Below are 26,930 nucleotides of genomic sequence, written 5' to 3'. Positions count from 1 at the left end.
TAGGGAGCACTGTCGGCCTGCTGCGACTCCCGTAACTCGATTTTTTCGAGTTGGGGAGCACTGGAGGCCAGTTGCGAGTCCCGTAACTCGATTTTTTCGAGTTAGGGAGCTCCGGCGGCCACGTGCGAGTCCCGTAACTCGATTTTTTCGAGTTAGGGAGCACTGTCGGCCTGCTGCGACTCCCGTAACTCGATTCTTCTACCAATCTAAATGCCGACTGTTGACAGGGGGAGCAAACTTATATCAGAATCACGTACATTATATCTGTATTGTGTAAAGACGGCTTTTTTTGAGATTACTATAATGTTAGTAACGGAAGGGGAGCTATATGTGAACTTGAAAAAAAATACTATTTTGCTCTGCGGCATTATGCTATTAAGTTGTCTGCCCTTATATTTATTGATCTCTCATAAGAGCACCGATCCCATTGTGAGTGAGGGAGATCGGCTTGATGTCCATAAACTGGAAAACATCGTGAATTTGGCAAGTTCGCACGAAAAAGCTGGTCCCGATGGTGTTAAAGCGCCAACGTTTACACTGAAAGCATTAGACGGTTCCTATTCGACGATTGGCGGCAAACGGGATAAACCGCTCCTCGTTCATTTCTGGGCGAGTTGGTGCGAAGCATGCTCCGTTGAAGTCCCAACGTTAAGAAAGCTCTATGAGCAATACAAGAGTCAAGTTGATTTTGTAGGGATTAATGTAGCGACAGAAGAGAAATTAGAGAATATTCAAAAATTTGTTTTGACGAATCATATTTCATACCCGGTACTCCTCGATGAAAATAAACATGCAGCTGATCTGTATGAACTCCATGCACTGCCAACTGTATTCCTAATAGATACGAGTGGATACATTGTGGATACTTTTCATATGGTTGACCCGCTTGAGCTAGAGGAGAAGGTTGGACGTTTAGCCAAGCGTTAAATAACAAGTATGGTGAACCTGATACCCCGTGCAGGAGGAGTGATAGATAAGAATAGTAAGCAGCAGGAATAACGAAAGATTTGAAATGAATTCATAAAGGAAAGAGGTGTCACGGAGATGAAAATAAAGACGTTTATCGTCCAATTATTAGTTATTGCCTTGTATTTAACCGTTATTTCGCCATACCCTCCTGCCAAAGCGGCAGAGGCAGAACCACTGCCAGGCTACTTTGCTGATCATTTCGATAAGGTGACGATTGATGGCAAATGGCAAGTCATCGAAGGACCTTGGGCCATTGATGCAGGAAAACTATCTGTCGCTAAAGGGCAAGGATTCAAGGCCATAACGAGTGAAGATCAGTCATTTGGTGATATGACCGTAGAGAGCGATATCAGCTTGGGGGACAGATCTGGTGATGCGGGCGTATTATTCCGAACCATCAGCGCAACGCCAGGGGCAGACAATGTAAAAGGATATTACGCAGGGATCAGCGCAACGGGAACAGGTGTCGTGACGCTCGGGCGCATGAATAATAGTTGGATAGAGCTCAAACGGGCTTCTGTTACGATTAACCCGAACATGAGTTACCACCTGAAAGTATCTGCTGTTGGTGATCTTATAAACGTCTATGTGGACGATGTATTAGTTCTTACGCAGTCTGACAGCACCTACACATCGGGTAACATAGGTGTAAGGATGTACAATTCCCTGCCGACTTACGATAATCTCGTAGTTAAATCTACCGTGGTAACAACGTTATTCGAAGATACCTTCGAAACGCAGGCAGAGCAAAGTCTTGGTCAGTGGAGTCAAATTGATGGCAATTGGAAGCTGCAGGCGGGTACGATTACAGTCAATAGCGGCGATGGCTATAAAGCGTTGGTCAAAGAAACGGAATTCGAGGATATGACGCTTGAAACTGATATTAAGCAGCCAAGCGGTTCTGGAAATGGCGATGCAGGTGTGCTGTTCAAAACGCAAAGCGCTGCACCTGGCGCGGACAACGTCCGTGGCTATTACGCAGGTTTAAGCAATAATGGTACCGTTATTCTAGGCAGAATGAACAACAACTGGCAGGCGTTGAAGACGGTGAAGGCGCTGCCGAGCATTGATGCGAACCGTTTTTACCACTTGAAGGTTGTTACCGATCAGAATCGAATCAAAGTGTATGTGAATGATACGGTGAAGCCGATTATCGACTATACCGATGACAGTGCGGATAAGTACACCAAGGGTGGCATTGGTTTGCGAAGTTATCGCTCGGTACCGCAGTTCGATAACTATATCGCGAGTGAATATGTGGTGCCTGACAAGTCTTTCGTGGCACCAGTAACGAATAAAAGTCCACTTGTCCAAACCCCATTTACTCCGCTTCCATTAGGTTCCATTGAGGCGAAAGGCTGGCTGCTCAAGCAACTTGAGCTGCAGCGTGACAATGATACGGGCTATTCTGAGGACCTGTATAGTGAGCTTGGCACCAACGCGGCTTGGCTTGGCGGCACAGCACCAGATTCCGATTGGGAGCGTCCGGTTTACTACTTGAAAGGGCTTGTACCCTTGGCTTACACGTTAAAAGACAAAGATCTCATTGCCAAATCACAGAAATGGATTGAAGCGATTCTTGCCAGTCAGCATGCGGATGGCTCCTTCGGTCCTGCGAGCAGTGACGATTGGTGGCCTCGGATGGTCGCACTTTATGTCATGAAAGACTATTATGAAGCGACCGATGATGCGCGTGTGCTGCCGTTCATGACGAAATATTTTCATTATCAAGTGGCTCAATTACCTGATCGTCCTTTGAGGGATTGGGGCAAAATACGTGTCGGCGATAATATTGACACCGTGCTGTGGTTGTATAACAGGACGGAAGATGCCTTCCTGCTCCAGTTAGCAGATACATTAGCTGACCAGGGTTATCCGATTTCGGATATTTATGCCAAAGATGAATTCCAGAACTTCGGTAATGATTTCCAACCGACCCATGCGGTCAATGTGAATGAAGCGATCAAAATGCCGACGATTTACTATCAAAGATCGCATGATGAACAAGATCGTGATGCTTTCCAAAAAGGAGTAAGCAATCTAGCTAAGCATGAACAGATCACGGGTATGCAATCAGGCACCGAGATGTTGGCGGGAATTGGGGCTACACAGGGTGTGGAATTATGTGCCATTACAGAACGGATGCAAAGTAACGAAGAAGCAGCCATGATTCTAGGAGATCCGCATATTGGCGATGCACTTGAGAAAATTGCCTTCAACTCCTTGCCTGGCGCGATGGATAAAGAGCTGAAGAACCATCAGTATTATTCCTTACCGAATCAGGTTGAGAGTAATATAGCGGATCATGGCTATAAACAGAATTATGAGAATGGAACGATGCCTTCCCCGACATCGGGTTTTCCTTGTTGCCGGTTTAATATGCATATGGGATGGCCGTATTTTGTGAAAAATATGTGGGGCGCCACACCTGATGGTGGACTCGGTATTATCGCATATGGGCCAAGCCGGGTGTCAACCAAAATCAAAACTGCTAACGTCACGATTGATGAAACGACGAATTATCCATTCGAGGAGCAAATCGGATTCGATGTGACGACGTCGGAAGCGGTAAGCTTCCCGCTCAAGTTAAGGATTCCGGCATGGGCGGATCAACCGATGGTAACGGTAAATGGTCAAACGCAGCAAGGCGTTCTTGCTGGCGAGTATATGACGATCGACAGAACGTGGTCGACGGGTGACCGTGTGGTATTGACCGTGCCAATGAAATTGAAAACAACGACTTGGGTGAACAATTCGGTTGGGATTGAACGCGGCCCGCTTGTGTTCTCCCTGCAAATTCAAGAAAATTGGCAAGTGCAATCCAATCCAATCGCAGCGATTCCTGGCTTTGACGCGGGCGCTCTTGGCTTTAGTCAATATCGTGTAACATCAAGCAGTCCGTGGAACTATGGATTAGTGATAGATCGTGCACATCCGGAGGAGTCGATCGAAGTCGTGAAAGGGGATATGCCTGAAAATCCTTTCATCCAAGCTACGAGTCCAATTAAATTAATTGCGAAGGGGAAGAAAATTCCTACTTGGGGGAAATCGGCTAATAACGTTGAAGCGACAGAACCCCCTGTAGGGCCGATCTTATCGACTGAACCAACGGAAGAGATCACATTAGTTCCTTATGGCGCAGAGAATTTGAGGGTTACGTATTTCCCGGAGGTGACGGAACAAGCAGAAGCAACCGTGACGATGAAATATGAAGCTGAGCAAGCCCAAATTGGACACGCAAAAATTAATCTGAACAATAATCGTGCGTCAGGAGGCAGCTATGTCGGTGAGATTGATTATCCAGACAGCTATGTTCTCTTCAACTCGGTTCAAGTTCCTTCTTCAGGCAAATACAATATGGATATTTGGTTTGCTAATGGCGGTGATTATACAGCGGCTACGGGGAAAGTTCTCGTTAACGGCGAGGAGCAGTTGATCAAGCTTCAGGGGACACAAAACTGGGGGCGCTTCATGGCCATTCCGCTAACCGTTGATCTCCAAGAGGGAACGAACACCATTCAGTTTATGAAAAGCGAGGGCTTCTACGAGCTAGACTATGTGGTTGTCAGACCGCTGGAAGTGAAAGCACTTGAACCTACGCTGCCTGTCGTCGCTAGCTTGACGGGTCCAGAAGCGGTTCAAGCGAATCATACCTTCGATGTAGAGATGGGAATTACGAATGTTATACAAAGTGTGTATGCACAGGATGTAACCGTGACTTATGATCCTAATCAATTGGAATACATTGGTGCAGAAGCTATGACAGAAGGGTTTGCATTGATTGGCAAATCAGAGTCGACAGGTCAAGTTCGCTTCCTAATGGCGAAAGTTGGTGAAGTAGACATGGAAGGTTCTTTGCTCAAGTTGAAATGGAAAGCCAAATCTATCCCCCACACAGCGAACACGGTTATTTCGTTAGCGAATGTCATCATTGCAGATCAACATGGGGCAGAAACAACGTTAGATACCATCGGACATACGATGCAACTGACTGCTGCTACAGGCCACGTGGATCCAATAGACAACAACGATACAACCGATCCAACACCTTTAGTGGGTGATCTCAACAACGATGGCAAATATTCCAATGATGATTTAGACATCTTAGCTGCGTTCTATGGCGTACTGTCCAACAGTGCCTCGTGGGAGCAACTAAAAAATCTAGACTATAATCATGATGGTCAAATTGATCTTGTTGATCTTGCAGCCATGGCACAAATGATTTCGCAGTAAGACATAGATTATCGGAATCCCGCATATTGACGATACAACATGTATCGTTATATGTGGGATTTTTGTATAAAAAAGCTTATTCGTGTAAATACAGGTGTATCTGTATTTCCCTATAATAAAGAGGCTCTTACGTTGATAATCAAAGGAAGGAGGCAGCACGAGGAGACTGAATATACCAACATGAATCTTTACTTAGCTAGGAAAGGCCTCCCCAAATGTGATACGTTATGCATCTAAAATAAGAGAGGTTGGTTCAAGCATGAAGTTGAAAGACGTGCAGAAATTGTTATTAATGTTTGTCATGGTTGTGAGTTTGTGTCTTCCATCCCTATCGATTACACATCAAGTTCAGGCTGCAGAAGCTGAAACGCATGGCTTGAAAGGTGACTATTATACGAGCTCAGGCTCACCTAGCTTTAATTTTGGAACTTTAAAAGCAACGACGGTAGATGCTAACTTGGATTTTAGCTCCCTGGAAACTGCTTTGAAGCTGATGACAGGGCAAAGTGATAATGTGAATGTGAGATGGACGGGATCGATCGTTCCTGCCTATTCTGAAAATTATACATTCTCCATCATCGGCGACAATGGATTCCGCTTGTGGGTGAATAACCAACTTGTGCTTGATCATTGGGTCAACGATTGGGATAAAGAGCAAACGGGCACGCCAATCGCGTTGGTCGCAGGCCAGAAAGTTGATTTCAAGCTAGAATATTTCGAGGCAATTGGCGGATCTAATCTGCATGTAAAATGGTCGAGTCCTTCGCTTGTCAAACAATCGATTCCTACAGAAGCGTTGTTCACACCTGCTGGTTATAAATCCGCTGGCCGCATCTCCGCGGATGGAACAAAGGCAGAGATCAACTTCGATAATGCGTTAACCGCTCCGCCTTCAGGTGGTTTCGGCACACATTTGAAGGTGGATGTTGCTGGATCGAACTGGCCAATTGCATCGGCGGCACTTCAGAATGGGAATAACAGCGTTCTCGTACTCACTTTTGAGAATCCGATTTACTCCAAGGATGTTTCACAGGTGGGGATTCGTTATGACGGGAATGGCGATCTGCTTAATGGGGACGGAAGTTCCATTGCGGCTTTCTCCAAATTTTTGAAAAATGATTCGACGTATCAAATCATGACGCCTTGGGCAGAACAGCTGGACCCAGCTAACGTGCTGCCTGAGTATCCAAGACCTCAGCTCGCGCGTGAGCAATGGATGAATCTCAATGGTGAATGGGAGTTCCAAGCGGCCAAGGCTAGCGATGCACTTCCGACAGGGCAAACTTTAAAAGAGAAGATTCTCGTCCCATTTGCAGTAGAGTCGATTCTTTCTGGCATTCACCGAACTGAAAGCTTAATGTGGTATAAGCGATCCTTCGCGATTCCTGACAGCTGGAGTGGTCAACGTGTAAAGCTGAACTTCGGAGCCGTAGATTATTTGGCTACGGTCTATGTCAATGGGCAGCTTGTTGGCAGTCACAAAGGTGGATTCACAGCCTTTAGCTTGGATATCACAGATCAATTGCAGACAGGACAAAATGAATTGATCGTGAAAGTGCTCGACAACACAGATACAGGGGAAGATCAAGCGGTAGGGAAGCAAACCGTGAAGAAGCTGGGTGGCATTTGGTATACGTCAAGCTCTGGCATCTGGCAAACGGTTTGGATGGAGCCTGTCGCTACTGCGCATATTGACAAGCTTGACATGGTACCGGATATTACCAATCAAGTGCTGAAGTTGAAAGTAGCCGCTTCAGGTGCCCAAGGTGAAACCGTAGAAGCGATTGCAAGCATGAATGGGCAAGTTGTTGGTACAGCGACAGGAGCTCCAGGTACGGACATTGCCATTCCTGTTCCAAATGCAAGACTTTGGTCACCTGACGATCCGTTCTTGTATGATCTTAAGGTGACATTGAACAACGGGATACAATCCGTAGATCAAGTAAATAGTTATTTTGGGATGAGAGAAATCAAGACAGGTCTGGTTGACGGTGTTATGCGAACGTTGCTGAATGGCAAATCCGTCTTTATGATGGGTCCTTTAGATCAAGGGTACTACCCTGATGGAATTTACACCGCACCTACCGAAGAAGCTCTGCAATTTGACTTGGCAACTATTAAACGTATTGGCATGAACACCGTGCGCAAGCACATCAAGATTGAGCCGGCACGTTGGTATTACTGGGCAGATAAAATGGGCTTGCTGGTCTGGCAGGATATGCCTAGTTTAGAAGATCGACAAGGGAATAAAGGCAGCGATATTTCCCAAGCGGCCAAAACGCAATGGTTAAAAGAATATAAGGAAATGGTCGACCAACTGCGAAGCACGCCTTCTATCGTGACATGGACGGTGTTTAACGAGGGTTGGGGCGAATTCGATCAAGGCGGGCAGCTTTCCAAAGATGCTGTCAATACCGTGAAAAGTTGGGATGCCACACGCCTCATTAACGGCAGCAGCGGTTGGTGGGATACAGGTGTTGGCGATCTGAACGATGCGCATAGCTACCCTGCACCAGCATCACCTGCGCGTTCGGCGAATCGAGCATCGGTCATTGGCGAGTACGGTGGACTTGGCTTGCACGTGACCGGTCATGAATGGACACCGCTTACTTTCTCGTATCAACTAATGAACAGCAAACAGGAAATAACGGATAAATATATTGGCTTTATTGATTCCCTTAAGCAGCAGAAAGCGAATGGCTTGAATGCAGCGATTTATACGCAAATTACGGATGTGGAATATGAAATTAACGGATTACTTACGTATGATCGCAAAGTAGAGAAGCTTGATTTTGACCGAATAGCCAAAGCACACCGCGAGTTGATTGGTACGGCGAATAAAGCGGATTTGACTACTCAAATTGTTGCAGAAGATAGCTTCCTTGGCGCGATACACATCGGCTCACAACCTGGCGCGTATCCGCAGGCTGCCGTTGATCAGTTTACGACAACATTGAATGCGGCTAAAGCGGTTAATCAAGATGCGAACGCAACGGTAAGTCAAATTCAAGGGGCACTAGATAGCTTAGTGGCGGCACATCAGCAGATGTTAACTGCTGTTTATGCTCCTATTCCTAACGGTTTTACGACAGATTCATTTGATTCCACAACGCTGGCGCCTGGTTGGACGATCTTCCGTCCGGATAGCAGTAAATGGAGTCTGACAGCGAATCCGGGGAGTATCCGATTGCAATCATTGGCTGGAGATATGTTCGGAAATTCCAACGCAAGTAAAAACGTTTTTCTGCAGAATGCACCTGCTGGAGATTTCGTGATAACCACCAAAATCACAGGTTCGGTGAACAAGAATTATGAGCAAGGCGGTTTGCTCGTTTGGCAGGACGAAGACAACTATGTGCGAATCGGGCATGTGTGGGATACTACGGGAGCAACTGGTAAAAATTTGGAAAGTGCCTTCGAGAAGAATGCTGTGTATACAAAAGCAACGAATGTCGCGAAGCATCCTGGCACAGATTCGGTATACCTGATGATCAAAAAGGTAGGCAATGTCTACACGACATCCTTCTGGAATGGTACCGCTTGGCAGCAAGCGGCTGATCCGATGACCGTCAATTTATCGAATATCAAAGTGGGCTTCTATGCGATGTCGGCAACAGATGGTACGTCAATTCCTGTCGATTTTGATTACTTCTCGGTAGGTCCTGCTGTGGATCAGGCGAAATTCACATATGCTGGCCCAACTGTTGTTCCCAGCGGGCAGCCATTTAGTGTGACATTAAGTCTTGGCTCGGTGACAGAAGCTGTTTACGCGGAAGATCTGACCGTGACGTATGATCCGACACAACTTGAATTTGTCTCTGTGGAGGAGTTACATGAGGGTATTACCGTGGTGGATAAAGCCGTGACACCGGGTAAAGTTCGGTTAATCGTTGCGAATATCGGTGCAACCGAAGTGAATGGCGACATGTTTAAGCTCAATTGGAAGGCCAAATCGTTGACCAGTACTACGAATGCAACGATTCTACTGTCGAATGCGGTGCTTGCGAACGGTGCTGGTCAAGAAAAGACATTGGATCAAGCGAGTTTCTCTGTTCAAATTACAGGACTTGTCAATAAAGCAACATTGAACGATCTCATTTCACAAGCACAAAGCAAACATGATATGGCCGTTGAGGGAGGCTATGCAGGACAATATCCGAATGGCTCCAAAGCCGCGCTTCAAACAGCGATTCATAGAGCTAAGGCTGTGGCTGAAGATGCAGGCGCAACGACAGAGCAAGTTGCTCAAGCTGTGAATGAACTACAGTCTGCGTTGAATCAATTCTTAGCAAGCGTGCATACTGCAACACCTGGTGACATCAACACCGACGGCCATTTCTCCGTCGGAGATTTGGCACAAGTCGCTGCCGCATACGGTAAAACGTCGGCTGATCTCGATTGGGATCAATACAAGCAAATGGACGTCAATGGCGATGGGATCGTCGATATTGAGGATTTGGCAGCGGTCGCACAGTTGATTTTGCAGTAAAGTTGTGAGAACATAAAAGTCCGCTGTCTCCCGAATGGGAGGCAGCGGATTTTTGTAGGATATCAAGTTATTTCAAATTCACATTGCTAGCACGAGCTTTAGCTGCCTTATACGTATCAATGATTTGTTGTACGCCTAGCTTTTTTGCGCCATCGACATATTTAGCCCAATCATCCATGCTGGTTGTACCAAGAATGAATTTAGCGATGGATTCGTTGCGATTTTTATCAATTGCTGTGCCGACGGTTGACAAGAGTTCGAACTCTTTTTCGTTATATGACGGTTGTGGTCGGTATGGACCATCAAACTTCCTTGCTTCCACATAAGCTGCTTGCAATTCTGGGGTAGCCATCGATAAATGAGCATCATAATCAATCCACGTGTACGTTCCGTTCGTCGCTAAGCCTGTTTTCTTGCGCAGATCAGCCACATCGATAAAGTCAGTTTTCATTTTCTTTTTACCGGCATCGAGTGTGTACGTTTCGCCTTCTTTCCCCCAGCTGGCAATATTTTTGCCCTCTTCGGAATAGAAGAAATCGATGAATTGCATAACATCTTTCACATTTTTGGATTTCGAAGAGACGGTCATGCCTGATTCTACAATTTGTGTATAAGGGTTTTGCTGTTTACCGCCTGGAATACCAGCCGGTGGTGCCATAAAGGCCAAGTTGTAAGATGGATTATCTTTTCTTAGCGCTTTATTAAAGAAATCAATGCGTCCAATATAATCAATGGTGATAAAGGCTTGGTCTGTTGACATCTGATCTTGCCATTGCTTTGTTTCAAGCGTTAACCAATCGGGTGGAATAAGTCCTTCTTTGTAAAATTTGGATAAGTAAGACACCATGGTTTTGTAGTTATCTTCAACAGGGCCGTACTTCACTTCTTTCGAAGCTTCATCCATATAGTACCCTTCATTGGTAGCGAAGTTCGGACTCAAGTGATTGAGTATACCGCCATTAGAGCCTGTACGGAACGTTAATGGATAACTTTTCGGATACAGTTCTTTGAGCTTCTTAAGAACGGTATAGAGCTCATCATACGTTTTAGGCGCAGTTAAATTGTTTTTCTTGAAAACATCTTCTCTGTACAACCAAATGATACGATTCGTTTCTCCGAATCCCTCATTCGGGAAGAGATACATCTTGCCATCAGCTGCGATATTGGCTTTTGTAATATCCGGATATTTTTCCATCCACTTTTTAAAATTAGGCATCTGATCTTTATAATCTAGGATGTTAGCGAGAGCGCCTTGCTGGCCATATTTATTCGCTAGTGTAAGATTCATCATGAATGTAATATCTGGCATATTTCCGGAAGCTACATTGAGATTAATCGTATCTTCTGACTTTCCTGCAGGTACTTGCATATCAATGGTAACGCCAGTTTTCTCTCCAATGAGTTTCCAAATTAACCAATCCTTCGAATAAGGCCAGGTTGCCGCTGATTCAGCCATCATGGAAAACGTTTTCTTCGTTTGTGCATTGGTTGCGGGTGCATTGGTTGCGCTATCTCCTGTGGACGGTGTTTCTGTCTTGGACGTGCAGGCCACAAGTGAGGTAATTGCTAATGAGCTTATTAAGCCGATCACCAATGCTTTCGAAATTGCTTTGCTTTTCATTCGAGCACTCCCTTTTAATTAATTTTCCCGTTAAGTTATATTACCTTATATATTAACCCTTGACTGCACCAATCATTGCTCCTTGTACGAAATACTTTTGGAGGAATGGGTAAACCAAGAGAATGGGAACCGTTGACACCATAATGACTGTATATTTTAAAGATTCATCGACAATTTCCACATCGCCGCCTAAGCTGGTTACTTGACCCGCAAGAACGATGTTTCGAAGGATAATCTGTAGTGGAAATAAATCCGCATCCCGTAAATAGAGTAGTGGGAGCATAAAGTTATTCCATAGCGATACGGCATAGAACATGCCAATGGTTGCAAACGCAGCTTTGGACAGTGGCATAACGATGCGGAAGAAAATGCCTAGATCCGTTAAACCATCCATTCTTCCAGATTCTTCGACCTCCGTGGGAATATTCGCATAAAAGGTTCGCATCACCAACAAGTTCCACGTACTTACAGCTCCTGGCAATGTCATTGCCCAGATGGAATCCATAATGCCGTAGGATTTGAGTACGAGAAAGGTAGGAATTAAACCACCACTAAAGAACATGGTGAAGATAATCATGAAAGTAAGCGATTTGGAGAAGGCCATCTCTTTCTTCGAAATCGCATAGGCACCCATAGATGTAATAAGCAGGGCAATCGTCGTACCAACAATGACGTAAAGAATGGTGTTAATGTAAGATTGCAAAATACGTGGATCGTTTAATACTAATTTATAAACTTCCAAGGTAAGACCTTTGGGAAACCATGTGATTTCTCCACGTATAACGTAGTTGTTGGAACTAAGGGACACTGCTGCCATATAGATAAAGGGGTATAGTGTGCTAAAGACTAACCCGGTTAGCAGGATGAAGTTTACAATCTGAAACAAGCTGATTTTTTTTCTCATCGTAGTCCTCCTACTACCATAAACTAGTGTCACCGAATTTACGGCTCGCATAATTGGTACCTAAAATCAATATGAGGGAGATAATTCCCGTAAATAAATCAATGGCAGAAGCATAACTGAAGCTTCCCTGCGTCAAACCGACGCGATAGACATACGTACTAATAATGTCCGCTGTTTCGTATGTGGCTGGATTGGAGAGGAGATATACTTTCTCAAATCCCACTTCTAGCACATGGCCGACATTCAGAATTAAGATAATGACGATAGCGGGCATAATGCCTGGGAGTGTGACGGCTTTCATTTTCTGCCATCGGGAGGCACCATCAATCTCAGCAGCTTCATAGAGCATAGGGTCAATCGCTGTAAGTGCGGCTAGGTAAATGATCGTTTCCCATCCTACGTGCTGCCATATTTCGGATAACGCGTAAATGGGTCGAAATAGTTCGGCCTTCACCATGAAGTTAACGGGTTGAAATCCTAAGGATTCAATCATGCGATTGACGACACCACTGGAGGGAGACAAGAACATGATCACCATACTGGCAACTACGACATTTGAGATAAAATGAGGCAGGTAACTGACGGACTGGACGAACCGCTTGAACAGCTTATGTGTTAATTCATTTAAAAGAAGAGCTAAGATAATTGGCGCTGGGAAACCAACAATTAATTTGTATAAGCTTAATAGAAAGGTGTTTCGCATGAGAATGAAAAAATCCGGGTTTTTGAAGAACTGCACGTAGTATTTGAAACCAACCCAATCACTTGCCCAGATGCCCTTGTATAAATTGTAGTTTTTAAAAGATATCACGATACCGAACATGGGGAAATATTTGAACATGACATACCAGATAAAGCAGGGCAAGAATAATAGTAATAAATAGCGGCTTCTACTTATTTTTTTCAACGTAAGCTCCATCGTGAATTCCTCGTTTCGTTCTTGTGATTGCCCTCATCATACCGAGAACCCCTGGGAAATTAAATCCTCATTTCTATGGATTACATTCAATTATTTATATAAGAGATGAAATGTTAAGTTTATGGGGAGATGTATAAATAAGAAAAAGAGCCGTTCCATAAGGCCTCAAGGACCGAAGGGAAAGCTCGTTGATAATTAAGGGACTAACCAGTTGCTTTGGAATGTAGGCCAGTCGACAGCCCAGCTTGCAAATCCATAAGCGTTCGTATCGGCGAGGTCATTGGTGCCATTCGTATGGGAAGCACATACTGCCAATTCCAGATTTGTGTACGCCAACCCCTATAGACAGATAGTCAATCTACAGTTTTTCAACCTGTACTCATTTTTATGGCTTTGAATAAAAGTGGTTGAATTCTAGCAACGTGAACATTCTCAATCCCCTCCGATTCCTTTAGGATGAAGCTAGTCATCACAAGATCAACTAAATTCGAAAAGGGGAGTTATAGTTGAATAAAATACGTTCAAAATGGGTTGCGATTTCAATTTTATCTTCACTGCTCATTGCTTATGTACCTAAGGGAGGAGAGGTGTATGCAGCTTATACACCAGCGCCGATCAGCGATAACTTTGACAGTTTAGCTAGCGGGGATGCCCCAAGTGGAAGTCCGGCAATTTTGGCCGACTATACCATTAACGCGGGTGGTTCGGGTGCCCCGGTAGGACCGGAGCTGAATGCGTTCATTTCCAATGTTCAGCATGTAAGCGGTTCAAACAGTTTATCGATGGTCGATACTACGGCTAGTTATTGGTTGAAAGCAAGAAAGAGGTTCACAGCAGCTTCTCCAACGACCAATAAGTTTATTGCCGAAGCGAAAATAGTTAGACTATCATCAGAAGCTAGCGCTTCAATTGAAGTGAATCTCTCGGACAATGCGGGGAATGCCATCGCAAGAACCGTAACTTCAGGAGCGAACTTAAAGGCTGGCAACTCCACTTCGTTACTTGACGGTGTTTCGCTTCCGCTTGGGCAATGGTATACGTTTCGTGTAGAAGCAGATGCGGCGTCAAAGGATTTCGATGTGTATGTAAATGGCACAAGAGTGGTATCTGATTCACCATTTATTAACCCTACGAAAGTCATAGACAGTATACAATTTGCCACAGGTACATCGAATAAAGCTAATTTTTACATTGATGATGTGATCGCACGAGAAGCGCAAGGTACAACACCGGCATTAACAGCCGATTCCGAGCTTAATACGGTGCAGACCCCGATCGATCTGCCATTTGCGGCAAATACAGCGTGGCAGAGCAATATTACGGGCGTTACCGTAGATGGCGTGCGGCTTAGTGAGGCTTCCTATACCATCACAGATGGTCATATTCTTCTTCAACCACAAGTGTTTCCAACGGCCAAAACGTATACGATCAGCGTTGAGGCTAATGGTTATTTCAATGCGCGTGTAGATCAGACGATCGTGGCTGAAGCTCCTAAAGCAGCTCCAACCTTAACGCCAGACGTGGAAGGCAACACGACGGGCAGCTCCGTGGACATCGGATTTACGGAAGATCCTGATTGGCGGTCGTCGATTATAGGTGTAACCGTGGATGGTGCAACCGTATCCGGTGCAACGTATGCCGTTACACCAGGTAATCTACATCTGGATGCAAGCCTTTTTAGTGTCGCCAAAGGGTACGGCATTCAGGTTAATGCAACAGATTATTCACCAGCACTGGTTACGCAGCAAATGACAGCGCCGGAAGGTGCAGTTGCCCCTGTTACGGCAGACCATCCTTCCAAGCAGTATCCGTCGAACATTCAGGTAGCGTTGGATTCACAGACGGCAGATGCGGCTATATATTACAAGATTGACGGAGTTGATGCGGATTTCACCCTCTATTCAGAACCAATAACGGTGCGAGGCAGCGCACAGATTGTAGCCAAAGCGGTGAAAAATGGGGAAGAGAGTGCAGAGTCGAGCTTCTATTACTCGATTATTTCCGATAGCAGACCAGCTATTACGAACTCGGAAACTTTCACGGGATGGACCAATAAAGTTCTTGATACGACACATGTGAAGGAAGGTGCGAGCTCAGTCAAATGGAGCAATCCAGCGGTAGCTGTCAACGTCAACGATATTACAGCCGACTGGAGTCAATACGACCAGCTCGAGGTATGGGTGTACTCGGGGAAAGCAACGGGGAACAACATTTATATGATTATTGATACGGATAACAACACCGTATCGGGTTACGATTATTTTATCGCTCCGGATAAAGTGGATTGGGTGGGATGGAAGAAAGTTGCGATTCCGCTTGCCAAATTCACGAAATCTACAGCTCGCACAACGTTAGCCGAGTATCGCAGACTGATCATTCATCCAAGATGGTATGCGAATGATCCGCCTCTGGATACCTCGTTGGAGTTATATTTTGACGATATGGTGTTATCGAAGAAAGTAGTCGACTTGTCCACGGACAATATTAGTCAATATGCCAAGCCTGGGGTTGATTTGGATTATACGTTTACGATTACGAATAAATCGAAGGCAGCTACGTCATATCAGCTTGCAATGAACCCAGGCTTCACGACCTTCGACAGTTCGTACACCGTGACATACCCAAGTCAGACGGAGCAGGTCGCTCCAGGTGGCGAACTTCAAGTGGACGTCCATGTGAAAGTGCCAAGTACTGCGGCTGTGAATGACGTGAAATATGGTACTTTGAAAGTCACTTCAAACACGGATGGCAGCGAAACTTCCGTGAAATTACAATCGCAAGTTGTGGATTGGGCATCTTCCGTTCAAGCGCATCCGAATACAATGGTCACACAAGCTCAACTCGCTCAAGCGAAAGAGAAGGTAGGCAAGTACCAATGGGCGAAGGATTACTTGGCCGCCGTCAAGAACAAAGCGGGCACTTGGCTGAATACAACATTCTATTACCCCGACCGCCCAGGTGGTCATTCCATCTGGTATTACTGTGGGGATACGCCTTTAAGTTATGATTACAACGAGCCTCATAACCATACTTGTCCTGACGACGGCAAAGTGTACAGCGGTGGAGATTTCGATTTTGCATGGCGATCTACCACACACCGCAAAAATATCGATGCAGCCAAAGCGCTTGCCGTAGCGTATTCCTTAACAAAAGACGAGCGTTATGCGGAGAAAACAAAAGAAATTCTGATGGCGTACGCCAAGTATTATCCTAGTTATCCGCTTCAATCGAGGAATGGAAGACTATATTGGCAATCGTTGGACGAAGCAGTCCAAATCATCAAGCTTGCACAAGCATATGATCTGACTTTAAACAGCGGACTGTTCAGTGGCGACGAACAATTCAATGTTGAGATGAATTTGTTCAAGCAATCCGCCGAAACGTTGAAGGGCGTTGATAATGGTACGTCCAACTTCCAAACGTGGCATAACGCTGCAATTGGCATTATTGGTGTGCTGCTTGGTGATGACTCCCTCATGGATGTGTCCATTAAAGGGAAAAGTGGCTTCCTATATCAAATGCAAAACAGTGTGCTATCCGACGGGTTCTGGCTAGAAGGAGCAATAGGCTACCACTTCTACGTCCAAGGAGCTTTGTTTATGCAAGCTGAAGCGCTAAGCCATGCGCTCACGAATGAGCACCCAGAGAGAGATCTGTATGCACATCCAAACTTCAAGAAAATGTTTGAAGTTCCGCTCCAATATGTGTATCCAGACTTGGGTGTCAGCAACAACAATGACTCCGGCGGATATCCTTCATCACTCGTTGGCAGCAAACTGCGCACACCTCCTGTCGATTACGAAGGGGTGTATGCGCATTATAAAAACAATGATCAGGGATATGCGTTTTTGCCGGAATACGAATCATTGCTAAGTATGATTTATAACGATAATCACCAAATTCGCGGTGGGAAACTGAACCCAGAAGATGGTAACATCGATGCTTACATCGGGGAACAGGCTGTATTCTATGGCCCCAATGAGATTCCCGTTGCGCCTGCGTTAAAGCTCGGAAGCAACAACTTCGATGGCATCGGGCACACCGCATTGAGAGCTGGTACAGGCGAAGATGAGATGTTTGCTCTCGTAGACTATGGACTTCACGGCGAATCACACGGCCATTTCGACAAACTAAATCTGGATCTCTTCGGAAAAGGGACGCGGCTTGCTCCAGATTTCGGAAGTACCGCGACTTATGGTATCTCCTTATATAGTCAGTATTATAAGAAAACGTTCAGCCATAACACGGTGCTTGTAGATGGTCTGGATCAATCTATTTACAAAGTAAAGAATGAGGAAAGCTTTGAACCTACGACGATGTTTTTAGACTCTGACCGTTTCGCGATCAGTACCAATACAGCTAATCATGTCTATAACGGTGTTAACCAATATGAACGAACAGTTGCATTAACGAATCATTATACGATTGATTTCTTCAACGTGAGCTCTGCATGGGATCACCAATATGATTGGGTCCTGCATGGGCTAGGCAGTTTTCAAACCGATATGGCATTGGAACCAGTAGCACCAGACAGTATCGGGACCACGAATGGCTACCAGTATTTGCGGAACACAAGGCAAGGTCAGCAAGTTGGTGTATGGAGCGGGACGTGGAAGAATGAACAGGATATCGGGCTGAGAATTATCGGGCTAAACGATGTTTCTTCGGATGTAATCGTAGGCGAGTTGCCGGGTCCTGCCACCCAGATTGATGCCTACTATGATACGGTCATTAATCGCATCAATGGGAAGAACGCTTCGTTCGTATCCATTCTGGAGCCTGTCAACGGCAGCAGCAAGATCGCAAGTGTAAACCGATTGGATGATGAGAGCTTTATGGTAGAGCTGAATGACGGTACGAGCAATTATATTTACCATAATTCGAATACGAACGTTGGCAAAATGAATTATATGTACGCGGAAGGGACTAACTTGGATCCTGCGCTAATGGATTCAGTCAACACTTCGATCAACAATGCTGTTTTAACAATAGATTATCCGTTCACAGACAATATGAAGAGCGTTACGTCGATCGTATATGCACCTCAAGTCACATCGGTTATGCTTAATGACGCAGTTGTTCCCTATACGAATAACAATGGTTATATCATGGTGCAACAGGCAGCGGCAGTGTCAGATCCTGAGTCAGACCCATCTTCACCATCCTTACCATCCTCAGGTTCAGGAATTCCTCCTATATCTAACGATGTTGTAGCAAGTGGTGAAACAACGACGATTACTGTACAGACTGTCAAGGATAGTAAAGGAACATCAACTGCTACTATTACCGCTGCGCAGTTATCAGATGCCTTATTAATGTTAAATGAATCAGCAGGGAAATCAATCGTTCTTGAAATTAAAGCAACAGTAGACGCGACATCCAAAGAAGCGGTCATCAAATTACCTGGAGAATCGCTCCTACAAGTTGCAGACATCCTTACCATTGCAATCAAGCTAAACCTTGGTATTGGCACAGTAACTTTGGATAAGAATGTGCTTTCTACCATCGCTTCTACAGCGACGACAGGAGAGGTTTCGCTTTCCATCGCTATTGCGGATGTATCTACGGTTACACAGGATATGGATGCCAATGAAAGAAATGCAATTATTGCGGCAATTGGCGACAGACCTATTTTCGACTTCACCCTGACAGCAGACGGCACAACGGTTTCCACGTTCAATGGCGGTTCGGTCGAAGTTCAAGTTCCTTATAAACCGATGACCAATGAAGATACGAATGCGATTGTCGCTTATTACATCGCTGATGATGATGAGCTTGTCAAAATGACAAATAGCTACTTTGATGCGGCGACAGGAATGTTAACTTTTAAAACTAGCCACTTTTCCCAGTACGCAGTGGGCTACTCACCAGTTCTGTTTGATGATACGTCAGCAAGTTTCGCTAGAAGTTATATCACGTATTTAGCGGCTCGTAACATTATCAATGGAACTGCCGCTGGACAATTCTCACCAACTGCACAAATCACGCGTGCCGATTTCACACTAATGCTGGCTCGAATGACTGGAGTGAAGCTTGAAGCCTATTCATCATCAAGCTTCCGTGATGTGAAGATGGACAGCTATTATGCCACTTCTGTGCAATGGGCATTCGAGAATGGCCTTACAAGCGGTGTAAGCGAGGGGATGTTCGCACCAGAGGCTCCTATCTCACGGGAGCAAATGGTCACCATGATCGCGCGGTTTGCCCATCTGCAGAAGCTCACCTTGCCACAAGTGGCAGACGCACTATCTTTTACAGATGGAGCTGAGATCCCAACATTTGCGGTAGAAGCGGCAACATGGTTACAGCAAGCTGGCATTATTTCCGGGAAGCCGGGGAATCGCTTTGCACCTAAGGATGAAGCATCTCGCGAAGAAGCAGCAAAGATGCTGGGAATGCTTATGCAGCAAGGCGTTAAATAGTACGGAAGGATGACAAAGAACAAAAAAAGCAAAACCATCGCCAACTTATAGCGATGGTTTTGCTTTTTGTGCATCCCCTTTACGAAACTCTCCAGGTGGTATGCCTGTTACCTTCTTGAACATGCGGATAAATGAATTCACGTTGTGATACCCGACGCGCTCGGAAATTTCTTGGATTTTCAACTGGGTATTTTCGAGCATTTCCTTTGCTCTGTCCATGCGATAGTTGTTGATGTAATCACTGAAATTAATACCGTTCTTCTCCTTGAAATACGTGGATAAGTAGGCACCTGTAATATTCAGCTTCTCTGCCAGCAATTCGAGTGAAATGTCTTCACCGTAATGCGACTCCACATATTCGGTGACAAAGTCGGTGAAGTAATCGGCTTGAGATTTCTTGCGTTTGATCCGCTCCGAGGCCGATGTCAGCAGCTTCTCGAACAAATTCTGAAATTGTTCCACGGTATAGCATTCACTGAGTTGTTCGGATACTGGCTGCTCGCCAAGTAGTTGATCTGTTTCAATGCCCGAAGACTGAAGGAGCTTCGTTACACGAGCTGCGATGTCCCTTGCGAATTCAGTGAATTGCAAAGCGGTTGCTCGTTTCTTGTGCATTTGGTTAAGTATACGATTCACGATCGAGATGACAGCCGTGCTGTTACCTGCAGATAGATTTGCCGTAAATTCTTGTTCTTCGGCGACACTAAGTGCGAAACCGTTAGGTGCTGGCTCATCTTCACTTACAATGAGGGTCTCATCAGCAAGTCTTCGCTGGTTGGCACGCTCTATGACATGTTCATAGGCTACAGCTAAATCCACCGATTCATGCTGCAGCGGACTTGTTGCAATTGTAATTAGGCAGTATGCCAAGTCAAGGTCGAAAACCTGTTTCAAACTATGCAAGCTTGCGTCCAGATCAAACGATCTGCCAGGCTCAATAAAGAGGAGTGATAGGATCTGATCTTTTTCAATTTGAAAAGTTAGCGATTCTTCTAGAGACCTTGTGAAATGATAATGAACATATTCACGAATATAGTACATGGCCTTATTCTTTTCCATGTCGGACTGTTCATGAAAGGCTTGTTTCATTTGCATCTGGAAAAGGACTAATTGGTAAGGCTTATCACTGCTCATAGGTATCTTAACCTGTTGACCACCGCCATGTATCATCTTAAGTTTGTTCATGTACATATAATGCTGAAGAACCGAGTTCTTACTCGTCAAATCGTCGCGAATGTCTCGGTTCATTCGCTGCAAATCGTACAACTTATCGCTGATTAAATCGAATTCCTTAATCTGACTGCGTGGTGAGGATGGGCCGTTTATATGGCTGATCGATTCAATGATTCTCGCGATTGGATGATTTAATTTGATCGTAAAGAAAATGGAAGCGGCAATTCCAATCACAACGGAAATGACGAGAAGTCCAATCAATATCCAGTTCAGCTTCACAATTTGTGAGGCAATTCGTTCTGCAGGAATCGTATGAACATACGTGTAGCCTGTTTCGGATCCTTTCTGATAAAAGACATAACTTTGATCGATTTGTCGGAAACCTTGTTGTCCTGTCATTTGATTGAGCGGCAGATCAGCCTTCGTAATATTCCCATTAGAAGAAAATAGCGGTTGTTGATCTTCGTCTAGGATAAGAAATCGGCTGCTTCCTGGAGGTTGAAGGGCCTCGTACATTTTACTGCTATCTAGCAATACGATGATGCCGAAATTTTGATTATATATGTTCTTAATCAGAATGGGCATGAAATCGCCTTTTAAGGTAGGCTTCTCGGGGCTTTTTTCAATAAAAGGGGAATTTGGATATATTTTGAAACTAGTTGGCTTCGTTAGTTGTTCTGTCCAAAAAGGCAAACTATAAGACTCGTTGTAGTAAAATTTGGAAAACATGATTTCAGCTGTGCTTGTGCCTTCCTTTTCAATGACATAGGAGCTGTCCTTGAAGAAATAAATAATATTGTGTAGATATAGAAATGGGGTTGTTAAGGTTGACTGTAACTCTTTTCGAATTTGTGCCATCATTTCATAATTCAACTGCGGTGATGTGCTTTTCATGATTTCAGTTTTTTCGTTGAAATAGAGATTGAAGCCTAAGTTTTTAATGAGAACGAGTTGTTTCTCGTAATTATTAACTGCCGTGTTTAAATTCAAACGGTTATTGTTAATGATTTCATCCTGGATGTTCGTCCGGAAGAATGTATAAGAGAGAAAGTTGAATGAAACTAATAGTAAGATAATGATGGCAAAGCTTGTCAGCAATTTGAAAAATAACGAGCTGCTTTTATTTTTCCATAAGTGCGTAAATTGTGGCAATTAGGGCTCCCCCTCACTTTTTCTATTAGCTATAGAGAAATAAATTATAACACCTGAATTCGTGATTGCCTATCAAATAGGCGGTCTTGGTGGGCAAAATGAATATGCAATTTTATAACTGGTTAACACTATTATTGATTTAAATAAAAGTGCTGAACTACTAAATTAGTGTCCATATCTTTTATCGTCAGAAAAAGATAGTATGAAGCAATGTAAATAAAAAGCAAGATGAGGAGTTGCTTTGGTGACAGCAATGGGGGAAGGATATGGATCATATTTACTGTGTAAATTGTGAAAAGCTTATTCCAATACTGCATGCATCTTCAGTTTTCAAAACGGGGTTTTACATGAGAAAAACAAATCTAGGGCTATGCAAGAGTTGCTATTCCAAGTTTTTTTGCAATTGAAAAAAGGAAACCAGATTTCGTGCTCATACGACGCCTCCCCACATTCATAGTGAAATCATTCGAACATGTCTGGGGTATGTAAAGTATAAGGTTTGAGAATGATGAGGAGTTGCTTCGGCAACTCCTTTTTTGCATGTATGCATGTACAGCGGTGATTGGAATAATTTCCTTTTATTTGCATAAATTTCACGAGTTCAACAAACAATTGATACAATTGGAATTCTACTTACTCAAGAGGAGGATTATCGTGTTGGATTGGGTTGAAATAGTATTACGCACATTTTTATCAATTGTGGTGCTTTTCCTTATGACTAAGCTGTTAGGTAAAAGGCAAGTGACTCAGCTCTCCTTCTTCGAATACATAACGGGGATCTCCATTGGTAATCTCGCAGCGTACATATCGTTGGACACGGATACGAAATGGTATCTAGGGTTGGTCTCTATAGGGGTATGGGTGACTTGTACATTAGGCATTGAATTTCTGCAGATGAAAAGTAAAAAAATGCGGGATTTCATCGATAGCAAAGGGACCATTCTCATTAGAGAAGGCAAAGTCATGGAAGATAACTTAAAGAAAGAACGCCTAACCACAGATGAACTTATGGAGCAATTGCGCAAAAGGTCGGTATTTAAAGTGGCCGATGTGGAATTTGCTATTATGGAACCTAGCGGAGAAATTAATGTCCTCTTAACGCGCGAGAATCAACCGCTGACGCCTAAACATTTAGGCATACAGGTTGCGCCCGAGAAGGAGCCACAGGCAGTAATCATGGATGGTGTAATCATGGATGAACCTTTGGCTACCCTAGGTTTTAGCCGAGGATGGTTGAATACGGAGTTAGTTAAAATAGGTGTCACGGTCGAAAATGTATTTCTAGGTCAAGTGGATTCCTACGGCCAAGTGTTTGTTGACTTGTATGACGACAAGATCACAGTTCCTGTCCCACAGGAAAAAGCAACGTTATTTGCAACGTTAAAACAGTGCGAAGGCGATTTAATGTTGTATGGATTGTCCACCAATAATAAAAAGGCCAAAGAGATGTACGAGCAATGCTCGAAGCAAATGGAGGACATCATTGCACAATTGAAGCCGATACTTAAGCGGTGATACAAAATTCGACAAGACATCCGGTGACACTGGGCTTTCAGCCATCTTGACACTTCTCGAACCTGCGTGTGAAAATAAGGTTAGGCATAAATATCATAATGATAAAGTGAGTGATCGCGATGAAGGATCGGCTGGAGCTTGATACCGGACAATCGCATACAACCCTCTTTTATAAAATGGGACCGTATGGAAGCTAACAACTTCCGTATGGTCCCTTTCTTTTGGTAAAGCGAGAAAGGAAGGAGTCTGAGTTGACATGGCGATCGAATATAAACAGCAGGAAGGCAGCTTAGAAGCGACTCCGGTTTTATTAGATGGGGCGCAATTGATACCAGAGTTAGTAGCGGCGGTTGTTTATGATAATGTGCCGGTCGAACTAGATGAACAATCACTGAGGCGTGTGAGTGCCTGCCGCAAAATGGTAGACGAACTGGTTGATGCTGGCCAAGTGGTTTACGGGGTCACGACGGGGTTCGGAAAATTCAGCGACGTGACAATTTCACCGCAAGACGCTGTTCAGCTGCAAGTTAATTTGATCCGCAGCCATGCCTGTGCTGTCGGCAGACCGCTGCCAGAACCGACGGTTCGGGCTTTGATGCTGCTGCGCGCAAACGCGTTGGCCAAAGGACATTCCGGCATTCGCCTAGAAACGTTGCAGCTATTGATCGATTGCATCAACCGCGGTGTACACCCCGTCGTGCCGGAACAAGGCTCACTTGGTGCTAGCGGGGACTTAGCTCCACTGTCTCATTTGGCCCTCGTGCTGATGGGCGAGGGGGAGGCATTTTACCAGGGGGAACGCTTGTCGGGTCAGAAAGCGCTCACCAATGCAGGGCTCAAACCGATTAGCTTGCAGGCGAAAGAGGGGCTTGCGCTTATTAATGGCACGCAGATTATGACGTCCATCGGTACGTTGGCGCTTATCCAATCACAACGACTTGCGAAAATCGCTGATATGATCGCATCCTTGACATTGGAATGTTTGCGCGGCATTCCAGATGCCTTTGCGGAAGAGGTACATCAGGTACGCCCGTATCCAGAACAAATCGGTGTGGCAAAGAACTTGTGCATGCTGTTGAGAGGCAGTAAGTTGACAACTCGCCAAGGCGAGCTTCGGGTACAGGATGCTTACTCGCTGCGCTGTCTTCCCCAAGTACATGGTGCGACACGTCAAGTTCTTGCCTATGTAGAGGATAAGCTTGCAATAGAAATGAATGCAGCGACTGATAATCCGTTGTTATTCGTGGATAAAGGTCTCGTCATCTCCGGCGGTAATTTCCATGGGCAGCCGATCGCTTTCGCGATGGATTTTCTGAAAATAGGTATGAGTGAGCTCTCTAACATTTCGGAGCGCCGTACTGAACGGCTAGTCAATCCAGCGCTATCCGGGGGACTGCCAGCTTTTCTGAGTCATCATCCAGGGATGAGCTCCGGCATGATGATCACACAGTACGTAAGTGCATCTATCGTTTCGGAAAATAAAGTGCTCGCCCATCCGTCAAGCGTGGACTCGATTCCGTCTTCGGCGAATCAAGAGGACCATGTGTCTATGGGAACAACAGCAGCACGCCATGCCGCTCAGGTCATTGACAACGTGTCCAAGGTGCTGGCGATCGAGTTGATTTGTGCAGCTGAGGCTGCAGAATTCGTAGGGACTGAGGGACTTGCTCCGGCGACACGAATTCTGTACGACAAGCTTCGGGTGCTCGTTCCCCCCGTTGTGGAGGACCGATCTACTTCCCGTGATATCGAAAACGTGGCGAATGCTTTGCTGGAAGGCGAGTGGCTGCAAGCAGTTGAGGCTGTGACTGGAAAGCTATTTTGACTAAAAGAGTAAGATAGAAGGAGATCGCTTATGACGAATTCGAATCCTCCCAAAAGAGTAATTCGTGCCCCTCGCGGTACAGAGCTGTCCTGCAAAGGCTGGGTACAGGAAGCTGCTATGCGCATGTTGATGAACAATCTTGACCCGGAAGTCGCAGAGCGACCGGAAGATCTCGTCGTCTATGGCGGTATCGGTAAAGCGGCTCGCAACTGGCCTTCCTTCGATGCCATCGTCCGCGAGTTGCAGCGTCTGGATAGCAATGAAACGCTGCTCATTCAATCCGGAAAGCCGGTCGGCGTTTTCAGAACGCATGAACGTGCACCGCGTGTGCTGCTCTCTAACTCGGTTCTCGTGCCCAAATGGGCGAATTGGGAGCATTTTCGTGAGTTGGAGCAGAAGGGGCTAATGATGTACGGACAAATGACTGCGGGCAGCTGGATTTACATTGGGACGCAAGGCATTCTACAAGGTACGTATGAAACCTTTGCCGAAGCGGCTCGCCAACATACAGGCGGTTCACTCAAAGGTACGTTGACATTGACCGCGGGTCTTGGCGGCATGGGTGGCGCACAGCCGTTAGCAGTCACCATGAATGAAGGCGTGGTCATTGCGGTTGAAGTTGATCGAGCGAGAATTGAGCGCCGAATCCAAACACGCTACTGCGATGTGCTTGCTGAAACGCTGGATGAAGCGCTGTTGCTGGCAAGTAAAGCGATGGAAGAGAACAAGGCGCTAGCCATCGGGCTGCTGGGGAATGCAGCGGACATATATCCCGAGTTCGTGCGCCGCGGCATCAAGCCGCATTTCGTGACAGACCAGACATCGGCACATGACCCCCTGATTGGCTATATCCCGATTGGACTTACGTTGACCGAAGCAGCGCTACTTCGTGAGACCGATCCTGAGCAATATGTGAAGCTTTCAAAAAGCAGCATGGCGATCCATGTGCAAGCGATGCTCGACCTGCAGCAAATGGGCTCTGTCGTATTCGATTATGGCAACAATATTCGTCAAGTCGCTTTCGATCAAGGTGTAACAAACGCGTTCGATTTCCCAGGCTTCGTTCCAGCCTATATTCGGCCGCTTTTTTGTGAAGGCAAAGGACCTTTCCGCTGGGTAGCGTTATCTGGCGATCCCGAAGATATTCGTAAAACAGACGAACTTGTGATGAAGCTTTTCCCAGAAAATGATCACTTGCAGCGATGGATTACAATGGCAAGTGAGCGTGTCTCGTTCCAAGGTCTCCCGGCGCGTATTTGCTGGTTAGGCTATGGTGAGCGTGAAAAATTCGGTCTGGCATTGAACGAAATGGTGAGAAATGGCGAATTGAAAGCACCGATTGTGATTGGTCGCGATCATTTAGATTGTGGCTCCGTAGCATCGCCAAACCGTGAAACGGAAGCGATGAAAGACGGCTCCGATGCCGTTGGTGACTGGGCGATCCTGAATGCCTTGATCAACACGTCAGCAGGCGCATCTTGGGTTTCTATTCATCATGGCGGTGGTGTAGGCATGGGTTATTCGCTACACGCAGGGATGGTTATTGTTGCGGACGGGACGGATGCGGCAGATGAGCGTCTCCGTAGTGTTCTGACATCTGACCCCGGCATGGGAGTAATCCGTCATGTGGATGCAGGCTACGACGAAGCGATTGACACTGCGGAAAAACACGGCATTCGCATCCCCATGCGTGAGCAGGAACAGTGAA

The 26,930-nt window shown here is 45.4% G+C and carries 11 protein-coding genes; 7 read left to right on the top strand and 4 right to left on the bottom strand.

The genetic code is table 11. The features are described 5' to 3' along the window. The first annotated feature begins 330 nt into the window (after positions 1–330). The 3 genes from ASG89_RS19005 (at position 331) to ASG89_RS35135 (ending at position 9,691) form a co-directional block, all read left to right on the top strand. Positions 331–927, top strand: a complete 597-nt coding sequence (locus ASG89_RS19005) for a TlpA family protein disulfide reductase (RefSeq protein ID WP_162259713.1) — start codon at positions 331–333, stop codon at positions 925–927. A 117-nt stretch (positions 928–1,044) separates the two neighbouring features. Beyond that, the gene (locus ASG89_RS19000) at positions 1,045–5,202 is read left to right on the top strand and encodes a family 16 glycoside hydrolase (protein ID WP_057312474.1); all 4,158 of its coding nucleotides are present in this window, start codon (positions 1,045–1,047) and stop codon (positions 5,200–5,202) included. Positions 5,203–5,461: 259 nt separating this feature from the next. Then, positions 5,462–9,691 (top strand): PA14 domain-containing protein, encoded by a 4,230-nt coding sequence (locus ASG89_RS35135; protein ID WP_063867995.1) that lies wholly within the window; start codon positions 5,462–5,464, stop codon positions 9,689–9,691. Between the two features lie 67 nt (positions 9,692–9,758). On the opposite strand, the gene ASG89_RS18990 is transcribed toward ASG89_RS35135, so the two are convergent. From ASG89_RS18990 to ASG89_RS18980, 3 genes are read right to left on the bottom strand one after another with little or no spacing between them, the layout of a single operon-like run. Beyond that, positions 9,759–11,312: an extracellular solute-binding protein gene (locus tag ASG89_RS18990; protein WP_057312473.1), complete on the bottom strand. Its 1,554-nt coding sequence runs from the start codon at positions 11,310–11,312 to the stop codon at positions 9,759–9,761. Between the two features lie 52 nt (positions 11,313–11,364). Next, on the bottom strand, positions 11,365–12,216 hold the full coding sequence (locus tag ASG89_RS18985; protein WP_057312471.1) for a carbohydrate ABC transporter permease: 852 nt from the start codon (positions 12,214–12,216) through the stop codon (positions 11,365–11,367). Between the two features lie 13 nt (positions 12,217–12,229). Next, entirely contained in the window at positions 12,230–13,135 is a 906-nt protein-coding gene (locus ASG89_RS18980) for an ABC transporter permease (RefSeq protein ID WP_057312469.1), read from the bottom strand. Positions 13,136–13,641: 506 nt separating this feature from the next. On the opposite strand from ASG89_RS18980, the gene ASG89_RS18975 reads away from it, so the two are divergent. After that, complete coding sequence (locus tag ASG89_RS18975) at positions 13,642–19,557, top strand: S-layer homology domain-containing protein (protein WP_057312466.1); 5,916 nt, start codon at positions 13,642–13,644, stop codon at positions 19,555–19,557. 45 nt (positions 19,558–19,602) lie between these two features. Here the strand turns inward: ASG89_RS18975 and ASG89_RS18970 are convergent, their stop codons facing one another. Continuing rightward, positions 19,603–21,882: a helix-turn-helix domain-containing protein gene (locus ASG89_RS18970; RefSeq protein ID WP_057312464.1), complete on the bottom strand. Its 2,280-nt coding sequence runs from the start codon at positions 21,880–21,882 to the stop codon at positions 19,603–19,605. A 654-nt stretch (positions 21,883–22,536) separates the two neighbouring features. On the opposite strand from ASG89_RS18970, the gene ASG89_RS18965 reads away from it, so the two are divergent. The 3 genes from ASG89_RS18965 (at position 22,537) to hutU (ending at position 26,929) form a co-directional block, all read left to right on the top strand. Then, positions 22,537–23,397 (top strand): DUF421 domain-containing protein, encoded by an 861-nt coding sequence (locus ASG89_RS18965; RefSeq protein ID WP_157276712.1) that lies wholly within the window; start codon positions 22,537–22,539, stop codon positions 23,395–23,397. Between the two features lie 256 nt (positions 23,398–23,653). Then, a complete protein-coding gene (gene hutH, locus ASG89_RS18960; protein WP_057312462.1) occupies positions 23,654–25,222 on the top strand; it encodes a histidine ammonia-lyase in 1,569 nt (522 codons plus the stop codon). 30 nt (positions 25,223–25,252) lie between these two features. Beyond that, on the top strand, positions 25,253–26,929 hold the full coding sequence (hutU, locus tag ASG89_RS18955; RefSeq protein WP_057312461.1) for a urocanate hydratase: 1,677 nt from the start codon (positions 25,253–25,255) through the stop codon (positions 26,927–26,929). Position 26,930 lies beyond the last annotated feature (1 nt).

Origin of the sequence: Paenibacillus sp. Soil766 (assembly GCF_001428105.1) — a bacterium.
Taxonomy (GTDB): Bacteria; Bacillota; Bacilli; order Paenibacillales; family NBRC-103111; genus Paenibacillus_E.
Note: the sequence above shows the minus strand (reverse complement) of the source record. Positions and strands in the feature narration are given on the sequence as shown.

Coding starts and splice junctions, on each gene's coding strand:
- ASG89_RS19000 (WP_057312474.1), top strand. CDS start 1,045: ATGAAAATAAAGACGTTTATCGTCCAATTATTAGTTATTGCCTTGTAT.
- ASG89_RS35135 (WP_063867995.1), top strand. CDS start 5,462: ATGAAGTTGAAAGACGTGCAGAAATTGTTATTAATGTTTGTCATGGTT.
- ASG89_RS18990 (WP_057312473.1), bottom strand. CDS start 11,312: ATGAAAAGCAAAGCAATTTCGAAAGCATTGGTGATCGGCTTAATAAGC.
- ASG89_RS18985 (WP_057312471.1), bottom strand. CDS start 12,216: ATGAGAAAAAAAATCAGCTTGTTTCAGATTGTAAACTTCATCCTGCTA.
- ASG89_RS18980 (WP_057312469.1), bottom strand. CDS start 13,135: ATGGAGCTTACGTTGAAAAAAATAAGTAGAAGCCGCTATTTATTACTA.
- hutH (WP_057312462.1), top strand. CDS start 23,654: ATGGCGATCGAATATAAACAGCAGGAAGGCAGCTTAGAAGCGACTCCG.
- hutU (WP_057312461.1), top strand. CDS start 25,253: ATGACGAATTCGAATCCTCCCAAAAGAGTAATTCGTGCCCCTCGCGGT.